This window comes from Bacillus sp. FDAARGOS_1420 (assembly GCF_019344915.1).
Taxonomy (GTDB): Bacteria; Bacillota; Bacilli; order Bacillales; family Bacillaceae_G; genus Bacillus_A; species Bacillus_A mycoides.
This window is the reverse complement of record NZ_JAHWJB010000004.1, coordinates 148,865-172,810: the sequence shown is the minus strand read 5'-3', so window position 1 is coordinate 172,810 and position 23,946 is coordinate 148,865. Positions and strand designations below refer to the sequence as shown.

The 23,946-nt window shown below is 36.3% G+C and carries 12 protein-coding genes, 1 tRNA gene and 14 pseudogenes; 10 read left to right on the top strand and 17 right to left on the bottom strand.

Going from position 1 to position 23,946, the window contains the following annotated elements:
* Nucleotides 1-16 precede the first annotated feature (16 nt).
* The 3 pseudogenes from I6L50_RS32160 to I6L50_RS32150 all read left to right on the top strand — a co-directional run.
* Nucleotides 17-538 (top strand): annotated as a pseudogene (locus I6L50_RS32160) (hypothetical protein).
* A gap of 41 nt (nucleotides 539-579) precedes the next feature.
* Nucleotides 580-819: pseudogene (gene dltC, locus I6L50_RS32155) on the top strand (D-alanine--poly(phosphoribitol) ligase subunit DltC).
* A gap of 137 nt (nucleotides 820-956) precedes the next feature.
* A pseudogene (locus tag I6L50_RS32150) lies at nucleotides 957-1,217 on the top strand (zinc ribbon domain-containing protein YjdM); the annotation flags it as partial.
* Nucleotides 1,218-1,271: 54 nt separating this feature from the next.
* Here I6L50_RS32150 and istB read toward each other — a convergent pair.
* The 9 genes and pseudogenes from istB to I6L50_RS32110 form a co-directional block, all read right to left on the bottom strand.
* Nucleotides 1,272-2,015: pseudogene (gene istB, locus I6L50_RS32145) on the bottom strand (IS21-like element helper ATPase IstB).
* The gene (gene istA, locus I6L50_RS32140) at nucleotides 2,012-3,517 is read right to left on the bottom strand and encodes an IS21 family transposase (protein ID WP_219304094.1); all 1,506 of its coding nucleotides are present in this window, start codon (nucleotides 3,515-3,517) and stop codon (nucleotides 2,012-2,014) included. The pseudogene istB and the gene istA overlap by 4 nt, the downstream one beginning before the upstream one ends.
* 204 nt (nucleotides 3,518-3,721) lie before the next feature.
* Complete coding sequence (locus I6L50_RS32135) at nucleotides 3,722-4,774, bottom strand: transposase (RefSeq protein ID WP_257475459.1); 1,053 nt, start codon at nucleotides 4,772-4,774, stop codon at nucleotides 3,722-3,724.
* Between the two features lie 34 nt (nucleotides 4,775-4,808).
* Complete coding sequence (locus I6L50_RS32130) at nucleotides 4,809-5,279, bottom strand: transposase family protein (protein ID WP_219304093.1); 471 nt, start codon at nucleotides 5,277-5,279, stop codon at nucleotides 4,809-4,811.
* A gap of 646 nt (nucleotides 5,280-5,925) precedes the next feature.
* A complete protein-coding gene (gene ltrA / locus I6L50_RS32125; RefSeq protein ID WP_219304091.1) occupies nucleotides 5,926-7,188 on the bottom strand; it encodes a group II intron reverse transcriptase/maturase in 1,263 nt (420 codons plus the stop codon).
* Between the two features lie 545 nt (nucleotides 7,189-7,733).
* A pseudogene (locus I6L50_RS32120) lies at nucleotides 7,734-8,150 on the bottom strand (reverse transcriptase/maturase family protein); the annotation flags it as partial.
* A 49-nt stretch (nucleotides 8,151-8,199) separates the two neighbouring features.
* A pseudogene (locus tag I6L50_RS35275) lies at nucleotides 8,200-8,370 on the bottom strand (IS3 family transposase); the annotation flags it as partial.
* Nucleotides 8,371-8,396: 26 nt separating this feature from the next.
* Nucleotides 8,397-8,720, bottom strand: a complete 324-nt coding sequence (locus I6L50_RS35270; RefSeq protein ID WP_257475458.1) for a recombinase family protein — start codon at nucleotides 8,718-8,720, stop codon at nucleotides 8,397-8,399.
* A gap of 198 nt (nucleotides 8,721-8,918) precedes the next feature.
* Nucleotides 8,919-9,106, bottom strand: a pseudogene (locus I6L50_RS32110) (AbrB/MazE/SpoVT family DNA-binding domain-containing protein); the annotation flags it as partial.
* 423 nt (nucleotides 9,107-9,529) lie between these two features.
* Between I6L50_RS32110 and I6L50_RS32105 the strand changes: the two are divergent.
* The 3 genes from I6L50_RS32105 (at nucleotide 9,530) to I6L50_RS32095 (ending at nucleotide 11,114) form a co-directional block, all read left to right on the top strand.
* Nucleotides 9,530-9,712: a hypothetical protein gene (locus I6L50_RS32105; protein WP_219304090.1), complete on the top strand. Its 183-nt coding sequence runs from the start codon at nucleotides 9,530-9,532 to the stop codon at nucleotides 9,710-9,712.
* Between the two features lie 72 nt (nucleotides 9,713-9,784).
* Nucleotides 9,785-10,834, top strand: a complete 1,050-nt coding sequence (locus I6L50_RS32100; protein WP_219304089.1) for a Fic family protein — start codon at nucleotides 9,785-9,787, stop codon at nucleotides 10,832-10,834.
* Nucleotides 10,835-10,928: 94 nt separating this feature from the next.
* A complete protein-coding gene (locus I6L50_RS32095) occupies nucleotides 10,929-11,114 on the top strand; it encodes an aspartyl-phosphate phosphatase Spo0E family protein (protein WP_219304088.1) in 186 nt (61 codons plus the stop codon).
* Between the two features lie 213 nt (nucleotides 11,115-11,327).
* On the opposite strand, the pseudogene I6L50_RS32090 reads toward I6L50_RS32095, so the two are convergent.
* The 5 genes and pseudogenes from I6L50_RS32090 to I6L50_RS32070 form a co-directional block, all read right to left on the bottom strand.
* A pseudogene (locus tag I6L50_RS32090) lies at nucleotides 11,328-11,720 on the bottom strand (IS4 family transposase); the annotation flags it as partial.
* Nucleotides 11,721-11,866: 146 nt separating this feature from the next.
* Nucleotides 11,867-13,171: a group II intron reverse transcriptase/maturase gene (ltrA, locus tag I6L50_RS32085; protein WP_219304087.1), complete on the bottom strand. Its 1,305-nt coding sequence runs from the start codon at nucleotides 13,169-13,171 to the stop codon at nucleotides 11,867-11,869.
* A 499-nt stretch (nucleotides 13,172-13,670) separates the two neighbouring features.
* Nucleotides 13,671-13,901: pseudogene (locus tag I6L50_RS32080) on the bottom strand (transposase); the annotation flags it as partial.
* Between the two features lie 69 nt (nucleotides 13,902-13,970).
* Nucleotides 13,971-14,556 (bottom strand): annotated as a pseudogene (locus I6L50_RS32075) (recombinase family protein).
* A gap of 132 nt (nucleotides 14,557-14,688) precedes the next feature.
* Nucleotides 14,689-15,915: pseudogene (locus I6L50_RS32070) on the bottom strand (transposase); the annotation flags it as partial.
* 122 nt (nucleotides 15,916-16,037) lie between these two features.
* On the opposite strand from I6L50_RS32070, the gene I6L50_RS32065 reads away from it, so the two are divergent.
* The gene (locus I6L50_RS32065; RefSeq protein ID WP_219304086.1) at nucleotides 16,038-17,177 is read left to right on the top strand and encodes a Ger(x)C family spore germination protein; all 1,140 of its coding nucleotides are present in this window, start codon (nucleotides 16,038-16,040) and stop codon (nucleotides 17,175-17,177) included.
* 96 nt (nucleotides 17,178-17,273) lie between these two features.
* Nucleotides 17,274-18,123 (top strand): annotated as a pseudogene (locus tag I6L50_RS32060) (GerAB/ArcD/ProY family transporter).
* Between the two features lie 162 nt (nucleotides 18,124-18,285).
* Here the strand turns inward: I6L50_RS32060 and I6L50_RS32055 are convergent.
* Nucleotides 18,286-18,870, bottom strand: a complete 585-nt coding sequence (locus I6L50_RS32055) for a methyltransferase (RefSeq protein ID WP_257475457.1) — start codon at nucleotides 18,868-18,870, stop codon at nucleotides 18,286-18,288.
* 287 nt (nucleotides 18,871-19,157) lie between these two features.
* Nucleotides 19,158-19,712 (bottom strand): annotated as a pseudogene (locus I6L50_RS32045) (M9 family metallopeptidase N-terminal domain-containing protein).
* A 933-nt stretch (nucleotides 19,713-20,645) separates the two neighbouring features.
* Here I6L50_RS32045 and I6L50_RS32040 point away from each other — a divergent pair.
* Nucleotides 20,646-20,719, top strand: a tRNA-Ile gene (locus tag I6L50_RS32040).
* Nucleotides 20,720-20,884: 165 nt separating this feature from the next.
* On the opposite strand, the gene I6L50_RS32035 is transcribed toward I6L50_RS32040, so the two are convergent.
* Nucleotides 20,885-22,483 (bottom strand): esterase/lipase family protein, encoded by a 1,599-nt coding sequence (locus tag I6L50_RS32035; protein ID WP_374108442.1) that lies wholly within the window; start codon nucleotides 22,481-22,483, stop codon nucleotides 20,885-20,887.
* 230 nt (nucleotides 22,484-22,713) lie between these two features.
* On the opposite strand from I6L50_RS32035, the pseudogene I6L50_RS32030 reads away from it, so the two are divergent.
* Nucleotides 22,714-23,744: pseudogene (locus I6L50_RS32030) on the top strand (endonuclease/exonuclease/phosphatase family protein).
* Nucleotides 23,745-23,946: the final 202 nt, after the last annotated feature.

Here is a 23,946-nt window from a genome sequence, read left to right as displayed (position 1 = left end):
ATTATTTTATTAAAAAATAAAGAAGGAGAAGATTTTTACAAGGTGTGAACAAGAAGGTTTTTCATACATCCAACAAATGATCATCAAACAGTAAGAAGAGAATATCTTCCTTACATTTCAATGTAAAACAAATTGTACGAGTAGTGTTCTTTCCAAAGAGGATAAAGAGAATTATGAAGAAAGCGTGTCATTTTTTTCTTGTGTTTCTGGTGGTGTAATTGTATGGGGAATAGATTCAAGTAAAAACAAAGATGGTGTGAACAGGGCTGAGAAAATACAACCTATCTCTAATGGAAAGACGTTTTTAACGAAATTAAATGGTTTGTTTTCGAAAGACATTCCAGCTATACAGCCAGATGTTAAAAATATTTACATTCCATTCCCTAAAGAAAAGAACAAAGGGTTTGTAATCACATATATTCCAGGGAACGATTATTTGTTAAACCGGAATAACTATTATACAAAAACTAGGGGTAGCTTTGTAATGATGATGGTACAGATTCTTTTAAATGATGTGTTAAAAAATAGAAAACTATGAAAAAATTAATGATAAATCATGGATATAGAGGAGCATAAATAATGTCTGGATTTAAAGATCAAGTATTAACTGTTTTAGAAGAAGTATGTGAAGATGATATCGTAAAAGATAACCCAGATGTGCAATTATTTGAAGAAGGGATTCTAGATTCTTTTGCTACAGTATCTTTATTAGTAGAATTTCAATAACGTTTAAATATTGAAGTGTCTATTTCTGACTTTGACCGTGATGAATGGGCAACACCGAACATGATCATTAAGAAACTGAAAGATATGCGATAAAAATAGGTTCTTGAAACATAGATAAGGGTAGCTTCTTAAATTTCAACTTCAGAATTGCTATTCTTATGAAATTATAAAATGAAAGTTTTAAAAAGCTATATATAGAATGAATGATAACACGTGGAGGAAATAAAAATATGTCTAATTTACCTAATTGCCCAAAATGTAATTCAGAGTACACTTACGAAGATGGAAATCTTTTTGTTTGCCCGGAATGTGCCTATGAGTGGACTTTAGAATCAGCAACTGAAAATAGTGAAGATACAAAGGTAATTAAAGATGCAAACGGAAATATCTTAAATGATGGTGATTCTGTAACAGTAATCAAAGATCTTAAAGTGAAAGGAACTTCATCGGTTGTGAAAATCGGTACAAAAGTAAAAAGTATCCGTTTAGTGTGTTTTGTGCAAGCAGCAATTCCTGAAAAATTCCAGAGGCGTGCAGCTACTTTTTTAAATGTTAATTTGGGTATTTCCAGAAGATAAAGCATTTCGCAAACGATAACTTTCACCTGTGAATGCAATAATATGAGCATGATGGACCAAACGGTCCACCAATGCAGAAGTAAGTCGGTTATCACCAAATATACGATTCCATTGACCAAATTCTAAGTTTGAAGTAACTATGACACTTTTTTGTTCGTAACAGTCGGCAATAATATGAAATAGGAGCTCCGCTCCTTGCTTTTGAAATGGTACATAACCTAGTTCATCTAAAATTAATAAATCACAGGCTTCAATTTGCTTCTTGATACGGGTTAAATTCCCTTGTTTTAAAGCCTCTTCTAATAGACCTACTAAATCTGCTACTCGGAAAAACTTTACTTGATATCCCTGTTCACAGGCCTTCAAACCTAATGCTGTAGCTAAATGCGTTTTCCCAGTTCCAGAAGATCCGAGTAACAAAAGGTTTTGTTTCCCTTCAAAAAATCACAATTCACAAATGTGCTCTTGACTCGTTGTAGATGGCAGATGAATTTGTTCGCTCCATTCATAATTCTTGAGCCATTTTAACTCTCGAAATTTCGCTTTCTTGATTAAGTTTGCTACTTTTTTCGTTTGACGAGATTCAATTTCTATATTGAAAATATCACACAGAAATTGTTCTTTGGTTTCAAAAGATATTTCATCATAATGGTCCATAATATAGCTTAAATGCAGTGATTTACAGGCGTCTTGCAGGTTTCGTTGTATCATAATGAGAATGAACCCCTTTCTAAAGTTGGACAAAGCTTTCGATCATATTGCTGAAGATCTGTTTCGTAATCTATTAAAACAGGTGGCGTATGGTTTTCTTTCCATTTTTGTGGATACGTCACTTGTTTAGTTTGCAATATGATATCGAGTTCATGAGGAGCTTTTTTCAACCATTCTTCATTCTCTAACAGTAAGTGTAGCTGGTGTAATGAGTATTTTTGAATTAAATATTTGAATCCTGTTAAACAAGCTTTTCTTTCATCCTTATGAAAGAGCAGATAATCTTGAACCCGCTGAGGTAAATATTTAAAAAATCTAGAATAACGAACAACACGTGGTTTCTTTTCCCAATCTTCAAAAATCTCTTCCCATGGAATCGGCCTACTCGTGTGCATATACGGTCTGTATTCTGTAAAAATGTTCTCACCTTCTGAGGTATAACATGTAAATTTATCCCATTCTTTTTTAATAATAATCACTTGTTTTACGTTCGTTTTACGTAAAACAAAACGTTCTTGATCCACTGTGATTTCTCCATATTTATTTACCGTTGTTGTGTCCATCGAGAAGACCGTTAGGTCTTCCAAAGGTAATGGTTTCAACGCAGCATTATCATCATTCCAAAAGTCTTCAATCATGACTTCCTTCTCATAATGTAGGCGTTTCTGATCTTCTATTGCTTGTACTTCTAACCATTGTGCAAGTTGAGAAAAACTCTCCATAATCGGAGCGGTTGTAAACCAATTGTTCCGTGTATAACTGACTTTCCGTTCAACGTGCCCCTTTTCATGCCCGCTATAAGGATTACAAGGTTGCACTTCAAAGTTATAATGCATTTGAAATTGTAAAAATGCATCCGTATAAGTTCGATTATCACCTTTTCCTACTGTGACTACAGCGGCAGATAAGTTATCAATTCGAAGGTGCGTTGGTACACCACCAGCTTGATGAAATAATTGTTTTAAGCCTTCTAAAAAGCATTCTGTATTCTCAGATGGTAATGAGTATACAAATGCTGCATTACTGTAAGGGAAGCTCAGTAAAAGTGCTTTAATGTCTTTGTATGCACCGTCTTTTACAACTGTCATATTCCCGAAATCTACTTGTGCTTCTCCTGCTGGGTGTTCTAATCTTTCATATCGTGTAGACTTCTCTATTTTCATTTGTGGTTTTCGAAGCTGAATGTAATCACATACGGTTCGATACGAACCTTTAAAATTATATTCTGTTTGTAATTGTTTCCATATCTTTTTATTTGTTCTTCTTTCCTTACGGCGAAGTTTACTGTCCTCTTCTAGCCACAGATCTATCATTTCGCCGTGTTCGCTGTTATACAGCATACCTCGCTTTGTATAACTGATATCCGAAGGATAAATTTCCCCATCTGCATATTTTTTTACTGTTTTCCAATCTTTCCCGACCTTTCTAGCAATCTCAGATATACTTAAGTCCTCATTTTCTCGTAAATGTTTGATATAATTAATTTCAGGCATTGTTAGCATCCTTTCCTTTTCCTCCTCTGGTTTAGTTGCGGTAACCAAAACAGTAGAGGGACTTTTAGGAACTGACAAGCCTCTTTTTTATGCTAATTTTTTCAGGACAAAATTTCTGCTCAACTCAGTACTTTTTATGGTTCTTACGAACTTTTGGGGAGTGCTTACGACTTAGAAATATATTAATGCACTTAATTTTTTTGACATAATAATTCACAATCTATACAGGACTCGTTTGGTCAATACATGTAAGCTTGCTCTTCCATATACCATACGTTTAATTGTTTTTAAGCGATTGACTTGTCCTTCTAAAACACCATTGCTGTATGGAAGTAAAAATGCATGTTTAATTGCTTGTAAATCACTTCGTAAGCGACGAGCGTAATGATAAAAAGGCTGTTGCTTATGGGATAGTTGCTGTTTGAGCCAATTTAAAAACTGTTCATAATTAGATTGTTTTACGCTTTCTCGATAATGTTGCACCATTTGATAAAGCGGACGTATTTCCGGATATTTAGAAAAACATTGTACAAGGTCTTGTTTTTCTTTCTTAGTTAATTGCTCCGGATGAATCCAAAACCAGCGGATGAGTTGCTGACGAGAGACATGATAAACAGGATTTTGGCGATGACCTTGTTTTCGATTACGGCGTAATGTTTCTACAACTGTACGTACTGCTAAAAAAGTTCCGGAATAGCCTTCCAGACGAATCAATTGATCAATTTCTTTAAGGGTATGACTTTTATTTTCCAACTGAATAATCAAATTATCAAACCCTCGTACTAGATTTTTTTTGTATCGATCAGATGACGGCGGGCCATTCATTTGAATGTATTTTCGAATTGTTTTCCAGCTAAGTTTATATTCTTTAGCGAGCGTACACATAGATTTTCCAGCCCGATGGGCTTGCTTAATACGTTGGATTAACTCCCATTTTCTATTCTGACGAATTTCTTTCTCTTTCTCTGCTTTTGTTATCTTTTCTACAGGTTGGATAGGAAGTTTGGAAGACCAAGAAATAGTAGAAGGAACCGAAGTGGTAAGTATTTTTTCTAATTGTTTCTTGGCATTTCGAATAAAATGCCACCTGTCATATACCTGTAAAATAGAAGAATTGGCATCAGATATTGCTTGACGAAATCCTGTAAAACCATCACGACTGACGACTTCAATATGAGGATATATTTTCAGCCATTGAGTTACTTGTTCAGATTCTCGGTTTGGTAATAGAGCAAGTGGCCTATGACTCTGTAAATCACAAATCAAAGAACCATAGGTACGTCCTTTTCGAAAAGCAAAATCATCTATTCCGACAAAAGGGAGATACCTCAACTTCAATATTTGTTTTATGAATAATAGCTAATAATACATCATGGGTAACCGGTAGGTACATGGCTTGTGCAACCTTTTCTCCAGCTAGACAGCTTGTTGAAAAAGCTATTTTTCGTAATACTTCTTCTGCTCTAATGGTTCGGCGACCATTAGAAGCCAGCCAATCATAACGCTCTGTAAATACTTTAACTGGACAAGTAAGAGAATCGCAAAACCATTTGCGTGAAAGAAGTAATAATTTGATGGGTTTGTCTGAAAGAGGAAGATCTTGTATGAGACGAGTATAGCGACTGTGGGGTCGAGAAGATCTATAGTGACATGTTGGACAAGAGTGTGAGCGTTGTGTGCTTTCTATCGTTAAGCGTAAATGATCTTCCATTTGGTAGATGTCTTTCAGTATGAGAAAAGTACCTGGCGCTGACCACGAAATTTCACGCATGATTTTCCACTCCTTTTCTTTTATTATATCAATGTAGTGATTACAAAAACAACTCCCCAAAAGTTCGTAAGAACCACTTTTATTCTGCACTAAACATGTATATACTTTCTACCTTCTATTGTAGTTACAAATGTATTGTTTAAAATTCATAGGAGGCGATGTTTTAATTCCTGATATTGGAAATAATGCTACTTTTGATATATATACAGGTTTGAAATTGTATTTTCCATACAATTTTCTATAGGTTTTCGTTTGTAATCCTGTACGACCTCGTATACTTTTTGTACTGTTATATAGGTTCTTTTTGACTAAGAAAGCAATTTGTGCAAAATCTACACTTACATTTATTGCTACTTTATAGTAATTATGAAACCCTAAAATCAGAGCGTTGAAACGATTTGCTTCATTCGTAGAAGGATTGCTTTTTATTTTGGTGATGGATTCTTTAATTTTCTCGATAATTCTTTTTCAGGTTTGTCACTTGGGATTTTTCTGGGCTAATTTCTAAACCCAATCTTTCATTTAGCCATTTTTTTACTGCCACATAAGTTTTCTGAGCTGATTTTGCATCCTTACAAAATATCTTGAAGTGAGTAGACCCAAGGATCTTCCCCCTAAGTCTCTCTCAGAACCGTACGTGAACCTCTCAGCTCATACGGCTCCCATTATTCATTGCCGGTAGTATCCCATATTTCCAATGTGCAAATAGTTTACGATCTCGTTGTGCAATAGTACCTAGCCAATATTCTGCTTTCCTTCGATGTTTTCGCTTCTTATATTTTCGACGAACCCATTTTATTAGGCCACTATTGATATACCGCAATACACTATACATTTCTGATTTATAGAAATGTCCATAATAATTAATCCACCCTTGGATTTTCTTATTAAACATATTGGAAATATCCTGTAATGTTTTATCTGCTTTCAACTGTAATCGCCAATTTCTCACTTCTTTTCTAATTGCTTTCTTAGCTTTATCGGCAATAGCTGGTGAAAAGTTTGTGAAGAATTTCCCATGTTTGTTCTTTGCCTCCCTTGGTCGAAACGTATATCCAAGAAAATCAAATGAAGTGTTCGGATAGTTCAGTTGTCTATCATCATCTTTACAATAGGCAATTTTCGTTTTCTCCAAGTTTAGCTCTAGTCCAAACAATTTAAATCTTTCTTCCAGTCTCCGTTGAAGATATTTTGCTTGTTTCAATGAAGTACAGTGTGCTATTCCATCATCTGCGTATCTTGCCCAAGGAATACTTGAAAATTCTTTTACCATAAAATCATCAAATGTGTAATGGAGAAACAAGTTCGCAAGAACTGGACTGATAACCCCACCTTGCGGTGTGCCAGCGGTTCTTTCTATTATCCTTCCATCTTCCATTTGGAAAGGTGTTGTTAGCCATCTTTGTACATAGAGCGTAACCCATTCCTGATTGGTATGACGCTTTACCATTTCAATTAGATAGTCATGTCGGATGTTATCAAATAGCCCTTTAATATCGAACTCTAACACCCAATCCTTCCGCCAACACCTTCTCCTTGTCGCTTCAATTGCTTGAATCGCTGACTTATTTGGTCGGTATCCATAAGAATCTTCATAGAACAATCTCTCCACCCTTGGTTCAAAATAGAGTTTCGCTACCATTTGTGCCACTCGGTCTTCAACTGTTGGAATACCTAGTATTCTTATTCCTCCATTCTTTTTAGGAATAGCTACTGCTTTCACTGGTTTTGGAAAATAACTTCCTGAGGACATACGATTCCATAATTTGTACAAATTATTCTTCAAGTTCATTTCATACATTTCGATGGACTGTTCATCCATTCCATATGTCCCTTTATTGGCTTTTACTCGCTCAAAGGCCATCATTACAATATTCTTTGAAATACCAAATGGTTTTGTTTCTTGCATAAGTTCCTCCTCCTTTCAAAGTTGACTTATCTTTGAAACGGAATAACCTGGATTCTTCGCTCCACTTCCATTATAGAAGCTTCTTCACTACTACAATCCAATCTGCCCCTATGACTGCATCGGTACTCTTTTCTTGTGGTTCTTCCACTTGAAATGCTCCCTTAACATCAGTCCGTAGGTTCCCACGTTCCGTACAAATGCCTGTATTATGTTCATGCCACCTTTATGCCGCCCACCGCTTAGCCAGTAAACAGGTTTCCTCTAAGCTTATCCTAGATTAACGACTACCCCTAGTTTTGATGGAATCTCTACGCTTTCGACATTTTCGTAAGTAGTTCACATGCTCGTTCATCTCCATAATACTCACCTGACAATTCTTGATTGCCTTTTCCTTAACGCTCAATACCATAGCTTTTGACTACAGCACCTTAAGGTGGTTTGAAATCTCCACCTGTATGGCGACTTCGACGGGCCCACCGTCATCATTTGTACAGCATAGTTGCTTTGAGTAATCTTGTTACTCACGCACACTTTCGTGGCGCACAATCATCCGCATATCTTACGATATACATCATTTTGAGTCGTGTTTTCCGCATTTCTCTATACTTATTACTATTGTCTAGTCTATTGGAAGCATCTCTATATCTTCCATAATCACGTTTGGTTTGGAATGTTTCCCATTGGTCGCTTATCCACCAATCTAATTCGTTCAGAACTATGTTAGATAGTAGAGGTGATAAAATCCGACCTTGAGGCGTACCTTTCTTAGGGACTCCAATCCCTTTGATTTCAGCTTTCAACATTTTAGATAGTATAGATAACAATTTATTGTCTCGAATTCCCATGTGCCACATTTGTTTCAGAAGTTTACCGTGGTTAACATTGTCAAAGAATCCTTTTATGTCAATGTCTACAACATAATGTAAGTGGCTTCTGTTGACTAATGATGCGCATCTAGATATTGGTGTTATGTCAAGAAAATAGACACATTAAACAGAGACATTTTATTCGTTAAGCAGCTTGAAATTGTTGCTTTTCATAAAACCTTTTTTCAAATTGAGTCGGTGATACATACTTCAGGGCAGAATGACTGCGTTTTCGATTGTAAAACACTTCAATATATTTAAAAATACTGGATTTCGCTTCTTCTCGAGTTCTATATTTTTTCGGATAGACCCATTCTTGATAAATTTCTTTAAAATTAGCATCTATTTCAACTTTTTTGCGACCAAATTTAACTCCTTTTTGAAGTGCAATTGTAATTCCTTTTTTTGTCGTTCGCAGATTCTTTTTCTTTCATTTTCAGCCATATAACTTAATAACTGCAAAATTAAATCTGAAATAAGAGTTTCAATTCCATTTAAATCTTTATAGTTCGTAGGGTTAAGAAGTGGCATATCTAACACAACGATATCAATCTTTTTTTCTTTAATTAATTCTTGCCATCCGTATAAAATCATTTGTTTATTTCTTCCCAAACGATCTAATGATTGAATATATAAAACATCGCCGTTTCTCAACATATGTTTCATAAGTTGATATTCAGGACGTTTAAAATCTTTTTCACTTGGCTCTTTCTATAAAGATGTATTCTTCAGGAATACTTATCTCTGCTGCGGTTGCGAATTGTCTTTTAATAGATTGATCTTTACTATTTACTCTAATATAAAAATAAAAATTTTTCTCATTATATATTCCTTCCCACATTTCGGGAATTTGGGAAAAAACACCCTTTTTGAAATATCTCCTGTTATCAAACCAGCTTCTTGAGGAATATATTTTTGTAAAATGATTGGTTCGCCTTCAATACATATTTCCAAAAAGGATTTTCTTCCATACCTAACGTTCGTCTCAGTTCCTTTGGAATCACAATACGACCTAATGGATCTATTTTGCGGGTAACACCTGTTGATTTCATCAAATTCCCACCTTCTTCAACTTATTTTATTATTCTAAAGAGAAATAGGAAAAACCGATAGTAAATCCTCCCTAAAAGTAGTTATTTTACCATACGTCTGCAGAAAAAATGTTGCAATGTTAAATATTACAAATGTGGACAATTCGCAATTTTCAAAGGGAGTATATTTCTGGAATGTTTTTTTATCCAAAAAAATAATGTGTTTTAATATTATTTTTGGAATAATCATTTAAAAACATAGTGAAAAATTCCAAAAAACAATAAGTTCCATTCTTCTTTGCTTGTTATTGTGACAAAACATAACATAAATATATAGTAAGTGTACCCGCAACATTGTTTTTTCACACTATAAAAATAACGCTATTCACACATATGATGTCACATTTATATACTGATACACAGTTTCAACTAGGGGAGAATTTGATGTACCATAAAAAATCGATGTTAAAGAAATGGAAAGCAGATTTACAAGCTATGAAAGAGGAAAAAAGAAAAAATAGGAAGAAAAAAACAAATAAAAAACATACGATACCGGGTGATGCAGCTACATTCATGAATAACAAAAATATATATCATAAAAAGAATGGTGTTTGGAGACAAAACTAAAGTATGAATGCCATCACCTGTTATAATATATTTATTTTGTAGCACTATAGACAGAACAACGGAGGAAATAAGATGCGCAACTTCTTTGAAGAAACATATATGAATATCAATTTTAAAAGAGAAGTAATAAAGTTAATTAGTGAGATTAGTGAATATACGGGTAAATTATCAGTTTATCAATTACAAAAACATCCCATATTACATCATTTAGAAACGAATATTCCACTTCAATATATGAAAAACTTCACCACAATGTACAAGGATATACGTGTTCCAAATACAAGAGTAAAAGAACTGATTATACATGACATCCCCCCACAAACAACAGAAGAAGACGCTGTGTATTGCTATTATCAAACACTTTCTCTCGTGCACCAAACATTTGATACGCTATCTATTAGCCCGGAAACCATTCAAGAGTTACATTTCCAGTTACTACACTATAGTACCTCGGATAGCGGGAAATGGCGTCAAAAGTCATTTCTGATTCCTGGCATACCAGCAAACGAGGAACATGTCAGTAGCTATCGACTACTTCCGTATGACCAGGTTCCACAATCCGTAAAAGAACTATGTGAGCAATATAATACTTTACGTGCCAATAAAGACATGCATGCCCTTCCATTAATTTCCCGCTTTATTTTAAACTTGTATTGTATCGTTCCTTTTGATCAAGGGAATGACAGAGTGGCCGTCATCTTACTGCAGTTATTATTACTACAGAACGGGTATCCGTTTATAAAGTATGTATGTTTAGACAAATATATAAAAAAGAACGAATCCACTTATTACGAATCCATTTATCAATCGTCTGCGAATTGGCACTGTGGTGAACATAATATAAGCTTTTGGTTAAAGAAACTCTTAACAATACTAATAGAAGGATATCAAGACTTAAATCATATACTATTGAGTTCAATGGATAAACAGACAAAATTGAAACGAATTAAGCAATATATTCTTCAGCAAACAGATACATTTACACGGGAGGATATTCGTGAGGCCTATCCAGACGTAGCTGAGAGTACAATTAGTACAGCTTTTGCTTCTTTACAACATGCCGGTCATATTCAGCTTATCTCAAAAGGAAGAACCGCAAGGTGGATACAGGTATATACATAAGGTTCCTGTATGCATTCCGTCTATTATTTATTCGTTACGTACCATGTATACGGCGAAATAATATTTTTAAAACAAGAGAATAGGAGCATATACCATGTCTAAGCTTCCCTATGTACAAAAACAAATTACAGAAAAGAAGCAAGAAATTCTATTGCTTTTACAGCAGTATAGTTGTACGAATCCTATCGTCCTTGCCAAAAGTCAAGAACTGGACCGGTTAATATATCTTTTCATGCATCAAAATGCCAGCTTATCTTCCTGTACATGTATGAAAAAATAAACAATGTTAACGTTGTTTTACTTCTTACTAGTTTTTAAAGTGCATGTGTATATATGTTATTTTTCAATAATCTATATGGCAACCCCATGCCCATCAACTTAAGAACAAAAATAAGGTGCGTTCCCCTTCAAAACAGCTACAAACTGTTCAACATATTGGTTATTCTTAAAAATACACATGCTAAATAAACTCTAACGAGTTATATTTTGAAAACTATGCAGCTTTCTTTTGTTCCCTGGCTATACTATACTCATAATGAACACCCATGATATCAAAGACCGTTTTCTTCTCATATCGATGAGATTTCCGCCCATTTTTCTCTAGAAGGTGGAACCGGCGAATTAGAATCTTTGCTATCTCTTGGGTGTCCTTCTGTATGGCTTGATATAAGAGTAACAGATGATCTTGTATCATTCCAATCGCTTTATATTCACTTAATTCTTTTTGCTTCTTCTGTAACAAAAGTTGGCGCATTTTAAACATCGTAGAAGAACATAAGAAAATAGCAATCAGTTTCCCGTATAAATGGCATTCTATTCTTTCTTGTTTGACAGTGCGACAATGATCTATATCAAACAATGATTTCCACGTTTTAAAAACAATTTGTCGGGTAAAGAACTGACGCGGTATCAGTTATGACCCGTCTCCAGCCCCTCCCCATAAGAACTGCTCGTGAAGTTTTCCCTCAAGCAGCTCACCCCATAAACTTCATCAAAAGGGTTATGAGACCTATCAGATGGCAGACACTTTTATCAATATCTTCCTGAGCTTTCGAGAGGACAAACTTTCCAGTCCCAATAGAGTCCTAGTACACCATAGAGATATTCATTACTCCATCTCTGCCATCCAATGCTACGCTTTTGTCGCCGTTTCCTTCTCGTCAATAACGTACGGACTTTCATCTCTGTGTAGTCCCGTACTTTACTAAAAGCTCGACTAGAATTCCCAACCCGGAAGTAATTCACCCATCCAATCAGTACAGTATTGATTTGTTTTACTAAATCTTGTGCAGGCTTGGCGCCTGCGTTTCTGATTAATTCTCGGATTTTTGCTTTCACTTTCGTACAGGCTTTCTTCTTCGGGGTAATAAGAACAAAGTATCTACTCTTATTTCGATTAAGTACTCGCCTCAAATCAAATCCTAGGAACCCGAAGGATTCTCCTTTTAAAACATTAACCACTCGGGTTTTCTCCAGATTCAGTTCAACTCCCAAAGGCTTTAATTGTTCCCACAGTCGTCGCAATGCCAATTCAGCCCATCCACGTTTACTAGAGTGTCCGCTTACAGTGATAACTATATCATCAGCAAAACGGTGATAGTTTACAGCCTCGTAATGGTTTTCTGTTGTCTTACGTCGAATGGCATCAAATGTCCAATCTACTTCATTGAGGTAGATGTTTGCGGCTAGGGGAGAAAATGGTCCCCCTTGCGGGACACCAATCTTTCCTGTCACCTTGATTACCTGTTTTACAAGATGCATAACTTGCGAATCTTGGACACGCTTTGCAATTTTCTCCAAAAGTATGTGGTGTCGAATTGTATCAAAGTAGCGTGACAAGTCAACATCGATTACTACAGTCATCCGGCGCAATATGCTACGTCGCACTTCTGCCAGTGCTTGATGTGGAGAGCGTTTTGGTCGGAATCCGTAGGAATTTGAACAGAAATCAGCTTCAAAGATGGCTTCCAATATGAGTTTTAACGCTCCTTGGACCACGCGGTCCCGTATACACGGGATTTGTAGTGTCCGCATTTTTCCGTTTTCTTTTGGGATTTCTACTTTACGATTAGCTTGTGGTTGATATGTTCCAGCCTGTAGTTCTGCTTGGATATTCTTTAAAAACGGCATAACTCCCTCTAGCTCTATATCAGCGAAACTTTTCCCGTCGATGCCTGGGGCACCGTTGTTTTTCCTCGCTTGCTGATATGCTTCATGAAGGGTTGTTAGTTTGGTAATGTGGGAAAATAGTCCCCAAAACCGATGCGTAGGTTCAGACTTCGCCTTTTGATAGATTCGTCGCCTTAGCTCCTGCAAAGTAATAGGTGTTTTTATCATGGCACCCTTGCCTCCTTTGGTCGTACGAAATATTTACAGGTTCGGACCCTTCCCTCCCCGCACGTTTTGCTGCACGCAGATCTCTGGTACTACGATCCGTTCCGCCACCCTGACACCTACCGTTCTCACTTCCCGATCGCGGTTATAGAGACGGTCTCCTCGATGAGGTTTCTTCATCGGGTGTCGAGGGCTTCTCCAGTTTCCACATTATCTTTCTCTCCATGTCGCCGGTGAGAACTGCCGTTCCAGACTCGTTTCGGTCAGTTCTTACTGCTTTCGCACGTTATCGACCGTCTCAGCCACCGGAATTGCGTGTAACGAGGCTACGTCTACGTTCACTGTACGTTACAACCTGGAGATTTGCCCACATGCCTTTTGCATGTGATGTCAGAGGGCTTCGCCGTGTCGCTTTCACTTCATGGCGCCTCTCAGGCTACGGGAGTGGAGTCTATTCTCCCGATTGGACTTTCACCAACTAGATAATGTGTCCTTATCTGGACACACCAATTTGCCAGCGTAAAGAGTATAGTTCATGGACTTGTTTCATCGGAACCCACTCCACGGAGTGTTTGTTACATATATATTCAGCCTAGATAATATTTTACTTTTCTCCGAATACGCTTTCCTCTTGTTTTTTCCGGCGTTCTCGCAATTGTTTTTCTGTTAGACGATACAGAACGAGTCGTGTAAACAAAACCTTTTGATCACCAACATAAACATTTCCTACTTGGCTTAGTGACAGGGTAGCTGCTCTAGTCCGCAGGACTTTTTCTATTAAAAGTAAATAGTGAGATGAATGCTATGATGTAACTGTAATTTCTGTGGCACTCTCTTTTTTTAATTGCCTCTTTGCTCGGATTAATGTACTTTTTGAAATCCCCATTTTTTCTTCCACTTCTTTGTAAGAATGATTATGTAAAAGAAATAAAGCATGTTCTATTTGTTTCTTATTATATGTCTTTGGTCGCCCTTCTTTAAAATTAGGATTTTGCTTTGCAATTGCTTTTCCTTCTTGTGTACGGTTCTACAATCATATCTCTTTCAAATTCAGCAAATGCGCTCATTACATTAAATACAAGCCTGCCTGTTGGTGTATCTTCAACTAATCCCATATTGAGTATATGAACCTTTACACCTTTTTCAAATAGCGTTCTAATTATATGTATCGCATCAACTGTTGAACGTGCAAAACGATCTAGTTTTGTCACAACAAGCGTATCCCCTATTTTTAGTATAGACAATATTTCCTGAAACTTTGGACGATCTGTTTTTGTTCCAGTAAACTTTTCAGAATAAATTTCTTCGCAGCCTTCATTTTGCAATGTTTGAATTTGGGACCTCAGGTCCTGGTGTAATGTACTTACGCGTGCATAGCCATATTTCATAAAAATTGCTCCTTTTTCCACTAAACTTTAGACCTTAAGTTATGACACCGGTCTGCATACTGATATTACAGCGCTTCAAAAACAGAGTCAAAACTTAAAAGTTATAACTCTGTTTTACAAGAATGATTACTTTTAAGCTACTTGTAATTTAATTGGTATTCTTTGATTCATATTTAATTTGAAAATTCCATATGGATTAACATGATGATAAAATAACGGGGTTAAACCTCGGAAATCTTTCATTGTCATTTTTTTTAACCAATATTGTTGGTTATCGTATAGAATTTCTTGTACCATTAATGTATTCATATAGACCAAACAATTTTGAAGTAGCTGCAGTGATAAAGCTGATACTTCCTGATCTTCTAATGAATTGGAGCGCAATTCACTATTTTTTCCATAGAAAATATAAGTAGTTACTGAATTCCATTGTTCTACAGTATTTAATCCCTCTTGAATTTCTCTACGAATATCTTCGGAGTGTAAATATTCACATAAAAAAATGATTTTCATTGCTTTTCCCAGTTCACATAATGCTAAATATGTTGGATGTTTTGTATCTCTTGTGAATCGTTTTAAAATAGATTCAGCAGAAGCTGTTCCCAATCTTAGGGCAGTCGCAAACTTAACAATTTCTTCATATTGTTGTTGAATAAGATCCCAGTTAATCGGTCTACTTAAAACAGGATGTAACTGAGCATATTCTTCATTCATCCCGGCTTCAGGACGATACAATTTTTGAGAACCAATATTCTTGAAGCGTGGCATAAGTTTAAAACCTAACAGATGACAAAAGGCAAATGCAATTACACCTTGCCCATGCGTATCTACATAGTTTCGATCAATTTCCATATCTGTACAGTGGCGCAAGACACCTTCCATCAATGCAGCTACTTCAGAAGATAAACAAGATTTAATTTGAGAATACACACATGCAGATTTTCGATCTGTGTGCCAATAAATCATAATTCCATGTTTCCTATAACGAGGATGCCACTCTGTTAGTAGATTTTGATCCCAAGTACCAAAATGTTTAGAATCAGAGGCACAAGCAGTGGTAGCTTCTCCCCATACATTTTTCTCTCGATGATTCATAATTTGATTGATTACTTCTGCATTTGCTCTTCTTAAATGATCTTTATGTATAAATTTCTGACGCATATATCGAAGCTCTCGATAATTATCAATGGGGTTTCCAGCAGCTACTGCTTTTAACCCAGTGTTTGTTCCTAACCCAAATAAACAAAGAAGTAAACGACGTTGAATCGTTTCTGAATCTAATATTTCTCGGTTAGCTGTAGTTTTAAAATGTTTGGTGAATCCTGTATGAAAGTCCGTTTCTTTTAATAAATCTAATAAAATCACTCCATTTTTATTGCATAAGCCAATTCTATGTGAGTCATATTTCTGTTTTCTTACATATTTATTCTTCAAACAACACACTCTATTATACACACCAATTATTAACAGAAGGAGTGTATATGAAAACGATTACAAAACTCATTTTTGTAGGTTCCCTTCTTTATCTATTGTGTGCGTGTGCGGAACGAAGAGAAATCGAAGAATTAGGATTTGTTGTTGGTGCTGCCTATGATCAATCATCACATTCGGCCATTAAAGGCACCTATCAAATGGTATTACCCAATACACTTAGTAGCTCGGAGCATGGAACCGCTACACAAAAAAATTATATTAATCTAAGTGCTACAGGAGAAAGTATTTTTGCACATTTCCGCATGATTGCGAAAAAAATTAGTCGTCCTTTATTTTTTCCACATATACAAGTCATTATCTGTTCGGAAAAGGTATTACGCACACCACATATGTTACAACATATTTTAGATGTATATACACGTGATGACGCAATGAGAAGAAACATTCGGTTATTTGTAGCCAAGGGTAGTGCCGAACACATTTTAGCACAAAATGCAGGCCCTGAATATTTACCGGCCAAATACGTTTGGATGTTATCCGAACATACGCAAAAAAATGCTCAAATGATAGAGAAAAAGCGAATTGGCGATATTCACAGTAAAATCATTGCAAAGAAAAGTTTTATCCTTCCCGTTGTATTTCGTACAAAACAAGGCGTAGAATTAAGTGGCTCTGCCTTATTTAAAGGTACCGATAATCGCTTGGTTGCGATGTTAAACGCACAAGATACTGCTGCCTTACAGTATATGACTAGCTCAAAAGTAAGAGGGATTGTTACTGTTCCTATGAACAAACAACATATTACCTATGAATTTCATCGTGTGCACCAGCGTATGGAACTCGATATGACAAACCCCAAACACCCTAAGGTCGATATATATGTGAAATTAGATGGGAAAATTGCAGAGATGCATTCCTCTCCAGCTCACCAACATCCCATGAAACAGCTCCAGCAGGTATTAGCAAACGAAATGAAAAAACAACTACAAACGACAACCAAACGCTTACAAACACAATATAAATTAGATGTCATTGGAATTGGAGACAAGTATCAACGACAAAACTTCAAAAAGTGGAAAGAAATAGAGAATGATTGGGAGAATGGCAAACAATATTTCTCTACCTGTCAAATTCGTATTCACGTACAGTCTCAGATTACACAATCTGGATCGACATTGCCAAAATAGTGCATATAGAACCTATCTATCATGAAATCATGCATCTTTTGTTACGTGGATATGGTTTTATTTATATCACATACCATACAGTGGGAGTAGAAAAAAATGAAGATTAACAAGGCATATCAAGTATCTCCAATTTATGTCTTCTTTTTAATACATAGTGCGCAATTTGGGGCTGGTGTACTGGGATTTGCTAGAATTATTGCTAAAGAATCCGGATATGGTGCTTGGATTGGAGTCGTACTGGCGGGTATTTTCTTGCATATTTTAATGTGGATGAGGTACCGTATGCTGTCTTGGGTTCAAGGAAGTATTTTAGAACTCCAGACGTATATGTTTGGCAGGTTTATCGGAACAGGTTTAAACCTGGTAGTTCTTGTTTATTTTTTGATTGTAAGTGTCTCGATCTTACGAACTTATATTGAAATCGTACAAGTATGGATGTTTCCCACTGCTTCTACTCTTATACTTACGATTATTTTGTCTGTTTTAGTGTATTACATTATTTCATCAGGATTTCAAGTGATGACCGCCATCTGTATTGTCTCTATTTTTATATCTATATTTTATGCAATTCTCTGTGTATACTGCGTGGTAGTATATGGACATTGGGATGTTTTTTCACCTATTTTGAATCATTCTTATTTGGTCTCAACTGTCACTTTCTCAAGTGATTACTTTTCCTTTTCTACAAAGGTTTGAATACCTGATGGTATCAGCGTATGCATGGCAGATGGTTACAAGTATGATGTTACCTCTTTGGGCTTGTACACGGGGTATTCGAGAAATAGCGAAGATTCGTCAAAAATATACGTTACTGATTCTGTTAAGTATGAATAGTATGATTGTCTGTTTGCTACAAAATCGACATACCATTAATACATTTATTACGCAAACTTCTCGGTTTACATTTTATTTAATTTATATCTATATTCCTATACTCCTTTTGTGATTCTATTTAAAAGTACAATATCAAAAGAAAGAGAATAAATAAGTATTCTCTTTCTTTTGGAGTATTTTAAAAATGGTATGTATATTCCCATCGGTGTATACCAAAATTATTACGTATTATAGAAGTCAAGAAAGTAAACTTGCTACACATTATATGTACCCTTTATTCTACATATAAACCAATTGCGGCAATAATCGCTTCAGAAGTGTATTCCCATTTTCCATCTGTTAGGGCTCCTAATTGTTGACCAATTTGTGATAAAAGATCTGGCGTAATGGGAACACCAAAATATTGAGCAATAATTGCACCGATAGGTGCTGTAATTTTTGTCCATCCACCGCGATCGATTTTAATTTCTAAATTTTTGATTACCCCACCTTCTTTTACAAAGCGATAATAGACTTGATCATCTAGACGATAACTCAAATGATGCGAAATTTGTCCATTCACGATAGTTTGCTTGTCTTTTTTAGAAATATAAGCTGGCTTTATATTGAATTCATGATCAAATACTTTTAATTTTTTTATTTCAGGGCCTAACAAAGCTGCTTGTACCGCTTTATCTAGATCGTTCATAGGGATAGCATCTAGACTTTGCGTTTGTTCAATAAAGTTTGATGAAAATACATGGGCTGCTTGTACTTGTTGCGGAGTCGTTTCTTTTTCCGCAGCATATACGAATGTAGATGAGCTGGTTACTAATATTGCAGCTAAAGCAGTTGCACTCATAATTTTATATCGTTTCATACGTATAGTCCTTCCTTTCCCTCTTGCTCGCGAAATTTATCAAATCGTGTCATATATAAGGAATGGAAACATCATATCACGACAGAAAGTAAATGAAAAGTAAAAATTCAGAAATTTCACTTTTTTGAAAGAAGCATATTCTTTTGCTTTTAAGGTGGTTTCAATTCGTTCTAGATATGAAATCAAATCGGTTTGTGTGTACCGTGTCGGCATTGACTGGACCGTATAATGCCATTTTTCCAATCTCATCGATAAAGGTGTTTATTTTCCCATACCAAGGTGATTGGTTAAGTTTGGTACAAATACGTTTGAAGATCATAGTCAATACCACTTAAGAGACTGTATACCGCTGTTCCTTTTGAATATTCTTTCGCGTACGTTTGTAAATTTTGATTAAATTGATTTAAAACAGGAACCGTTAACGATACAATTTCTGGATTACTCGAGGCATTTCAAATTAAATTCCCATAAGCCGCCACGACTCGATCTTGTTCCATTGTTCCAAGTCGAAAAGCTGGGTTGCTTGCGATTGCTTTTAAAGCAGGTAAGCATGTATCATGAAACGTACGTTCATTGAGATAAGCAAGCTCTTTATAGTAATCGCCTAAATAGAATCCTGAGCGCAATACTTCCACTAACGTCTCTATTCCATTTGAACTTGTTGTGGTATACGTCGCTCCTCTTTTTTCTAATGCTTGAATTAAAAATTGGACACGATTTTGATCTTGATAGAATGCGAGAGAGTCTGCATTCAATTGAAATAACTCCGTAATGTCACTCCAACGTATGGCCGAAAGTACTTGTACGAGATTTTCATAGCTAAGTGCTTGTAATTGTGCCATCGTAAATGTTTGTTGAGCGGGCGATGTAGCAGTGAACGTTGCAAAGTTTATTTTCTCATCAGGTGGTTGAATCGATCGATCGGTCGGTCGATTTGAAATGGTGTAGGGAACAAATTGGAAGTATATAGATATGGTTTGTGAAAAGGTTTTTGGGACATATATTGTCTTTTTATTTTCGATGAATGTAAATGTAAATCATAGGGGCTCGGATTAGATGACGATACCAATACCAATGTATTCCCAAGCATTTCTTGCGCTATGCTACTAACCGGCCGTTTACTAGAAACTTGTATAGAATTCGCCTGTACAACATGTACGGAACCTAACATCGTACAACACAACAACATGATTATAATCTTACCTATACGTTTCATCCAATTCCTCCATTTCAAAAATCAAAAATTCTAGCTGACTGTCACATGATGGTTGAGATTTTTTCATAGAGTCTGGAAACCAAATCGTTCGACTATGGAGATGCTTCATGAAAAACACAGATGATTTTCATAAACATCCCTCCGTTCTTCTTTTTTGTCTTGTTGGGATTACACCAATATAAAGGCATCTAACTTGTATGATCTTTTTTCTTATCGTTTATTGTTTTAAAATCATCCCAACAGTACTTAATATATGGCAAATCATTTTTTTACCTTTGCCAATGTATTGAGAAATATATTCTATTGAAATCGCTGGATACTGTGTACGATGAAAATATTTTCCTTATCATTTTCTCAACAAAAGCATGGAACATCTATGATAGAATATATGTGGAATCGGCTAATTCTATATGTATTTCTATAAAATAGTATGTTATTAAAATGAAAGTGGTTATCAAGTCAAGGGGGAAGCGCTTGTAAGGGTGTTTTTTCTTTGGATATTTTTGATTGTCATATATATTCAAATACGATAAAATGTGTAAAAAGATTATCGTATTATGGACCTTTAGCTCAGTTGGTAAGAGCAGACGGCTCATAACCGTCCGGTCGTAGGTTCAAATCCTACAAGGTCCATCACTATTTGTATATCTGTCTGATTAGAACATGCATGGGTATGGACAATCCTAGTCCAGAAACGATTACATGGATTATGATAAGATTGGATATGAAGACAGGCAACAAACCGAAAAAGGTGCTCCTAAGAGCACCTTTTTCGGTTTGTTGCCTCCTAAATATATTTTATTTCTCAATATACATAGAACGTATCATGGTACGTGTGTATGGATACCCCGCTTTATTTTTCCCTTTCACATCAATGGTAAGATTGTATACACCTGATTGCTCTATATGCTGTAACGTGGTAGATAACGTATTTGCATCTACTTGTTGAACGCCATCAGATTGTGAAATCAGTGTACCTGTCCGATCGATAACTCGAACCGTCATAGAGACATCCTCCGCTTCAACTGGGTTTTTATCAGCAGATTGGATTTGTAATTTTGCTTTATTTACTTTCATCTTAGCGGGTATTTTCAAATGGAAAGGTGCTTCTTGTTGATACTGTACCATCGCTAAATAGGCATCTTTCCCTTCCGTATTCATACGTATCTTCCAGTCTCCCACTTCCATACCTTTTATTTGAAATGTATGAATAAAGGCCCCTTTAAAAAAGGTCTCATCACCCGTTGTTACTACCGCATCCTGTTTGTTGTAAACCTTCCCTGATGGCGAAATGAGTTGTATCTCTACTTGTTTACTCGCAGTCAAAATGGATACGGTTCCTGATGTCAACGTATCCACAGAAAACACAGCGCGATTTTCTTGATGTGGAATCAGTTCTCCACCTAAAACTGTTTGGTTTTCTGTCGGTCCTAACCCTGTATAGGGCTCATTTTTAGAAGGCGCGGAAGACGGTGACCATGCTGTCCCCCTTTTTTTCGTTCGTAAGTAAGGTTCTATGCGAGAAAAGACGGCACTTCCCGTTCGAATCGAATCATGATCTAATGTAACATCAGAAAAAAGATGGGCACCGTACGGCAAAGTGGTACTCCATTCACTGACAAGTCCATCGTTATTTCCATATGGTGACAAATACAATCCTCCCATAGATAAAGCAGAAAAAGTAGGACCCCAACTGGTTCCTGCTATCGTGTAATATTGATTGGATGTTGTGGCAGGATTCGCATCAATAATCGAGCGAAATCGTGCCATTTCCCCGGTTTGTAACGCATACGTTCCTTCGTCTTGCTGCCCTAGTAAAGAGGCAAGCCATCCAGCCCACCAACTATAGGACAAATCTGCTAGATGTGTCCCATAATGAGGGGATCCAAGTGTGATGACCTTATCAACAAAACGATGCGCACCATATTGTACAAGAGCCGCTTGTGTATCAATGCCCCCTTTGCTATGCGCGATAATATTTACTTTTTTTCCAAAATGTTGCGAAATGGCTTCTAATTTTTTAGCTAATAATTTCCCATTTGTCCAAGGACTGACAGACCCTGTCCCCGCCGCATCATACAGTTGTACAAAAGCAGTTGGATAGCCAGCATCGTAAGCAAGGTCATACATATTATTTTTCCCATGATAGTAAGTCTCTCCATACCAATCATTTGCCTTTCCGTTTTTTCCTTGTACGAATACAATCGGTGATTTGGTAGGATCTACCTGTGCAGGTGTTACCCCCACAAACCAATCCCCTGGCTTGAATGTTTCTGTTGGTGGAAACACCTTTCCATAATCCGGATGTATTTCTGCATATACAGAAGGTGCGTTATAAAAAATGGAAAATAAGAAAAACAAAAGAAAAGATTGCAAAAGTCTTTTACAATGTTTCAAATGAATACCCCCTCATGTTTTTTATCTTTACATACACTTTCAAATGAAGATTACATCTACTCCCCCCCATCTTGTACATATAATTCTTGATGATATTCGGTCTCTAAAAGAGAAAAACCTTTTATTCTAGCAGTTTCGCGATATTTCTCAAAATACTTCCCTTATATCCGATATATACTGGGGGTACCTGGCAGGATTGTCTAGGATCATAGAAATAGGAGGGGGAGCGGATGAAAAGGGGAATCCGAATATTGGTTACTTTCTCATTGGTTTTGCTCGGACTGCCTATCATCTTTTTAGCTTTTATCAGATGTAAGCATAAAAAGCCATCCGAATCTGTAAAACTTATTATAGAAAACTCGCAAGAAAAAAGATTACCATCCTATACGCCATTCCAAGTTACTACCTTTAACATTGGTTACGCAGGATTAGATGCAAAACAAGATTTCTTCATGGACGGAGGAACAGGCTCACGTTCTCGTAGTAAAGAACAAACCAAACAGAACTTACAACACATGTCGTCCTTTTTAAAAGAAGACCATGCAGATTTTGTCTTGTTACAAGAAGTCGATATTAAAGCATTCCGTTCTTTTGATCAAAATGAATATCAATTTTTTCAACAGGAGTTATCCTCTCACGCTTCTACATTTGGTTATAATTATAGCAATCCATGGGATATGTGGAATCAGGACTCGCTACGTTTTCTACCTACTTCATAAAGCAGGCAACTCGTTTTCAATTACCAGGGAGAGAGCCTTGGCCCAAGCAACTCTTTGATTTAGATCGTGCGATGGTAGAACACATTATCCCGGTGGAAAATGGAAAGAACTTACGAATCGTAAATCTACATGTATCGGCATATGATGCAGGTGGAAATATCCGCAAACAACAACTGCAATACGTAAAACAGTATATGCATACACAGTATCAGAAGGGGGATTATGTGATTGTAGGTGGCGACTGGAATCAGCTACTGTTAGATATTCAGTTACAAGACCCCGCATTTCTAGCCGCCTGGCCCAAGTGGTTAGTGCGTTTGCCCCAAGATTTTACAGAAGGAGGATTTCAATGGGCTGTAGATTCTTCTGTGTATACGGTACGCGATAATCGTACGGCATACATAAAAGGAAAAAGTTTTGTGACCATTATTGATGGATTTTTAGTCTCACCTAATGTGGAAATCCTTCAAATTAATGGACACGATTTACAGTTTACACATAGTGATCATAATCCTGTGAGTGCTGTTTTTCAATTACAGTAGAACGGAAGACATACGTTTGAATAAACTTTTGGGAGACGTGAATAAACATGAAACAAGCATATACAATTGTTGTTATCGGAGCTGGTAGGCTTAGTGACAGGGTAGCTGATCTAGTCCGTAGGGCTTTTTCCAGTAATAGTAAAACAGGGTGTTCTTGAAGGTTATGCTCTCTCTCAATTATACTATTTATTAAATAAACGTA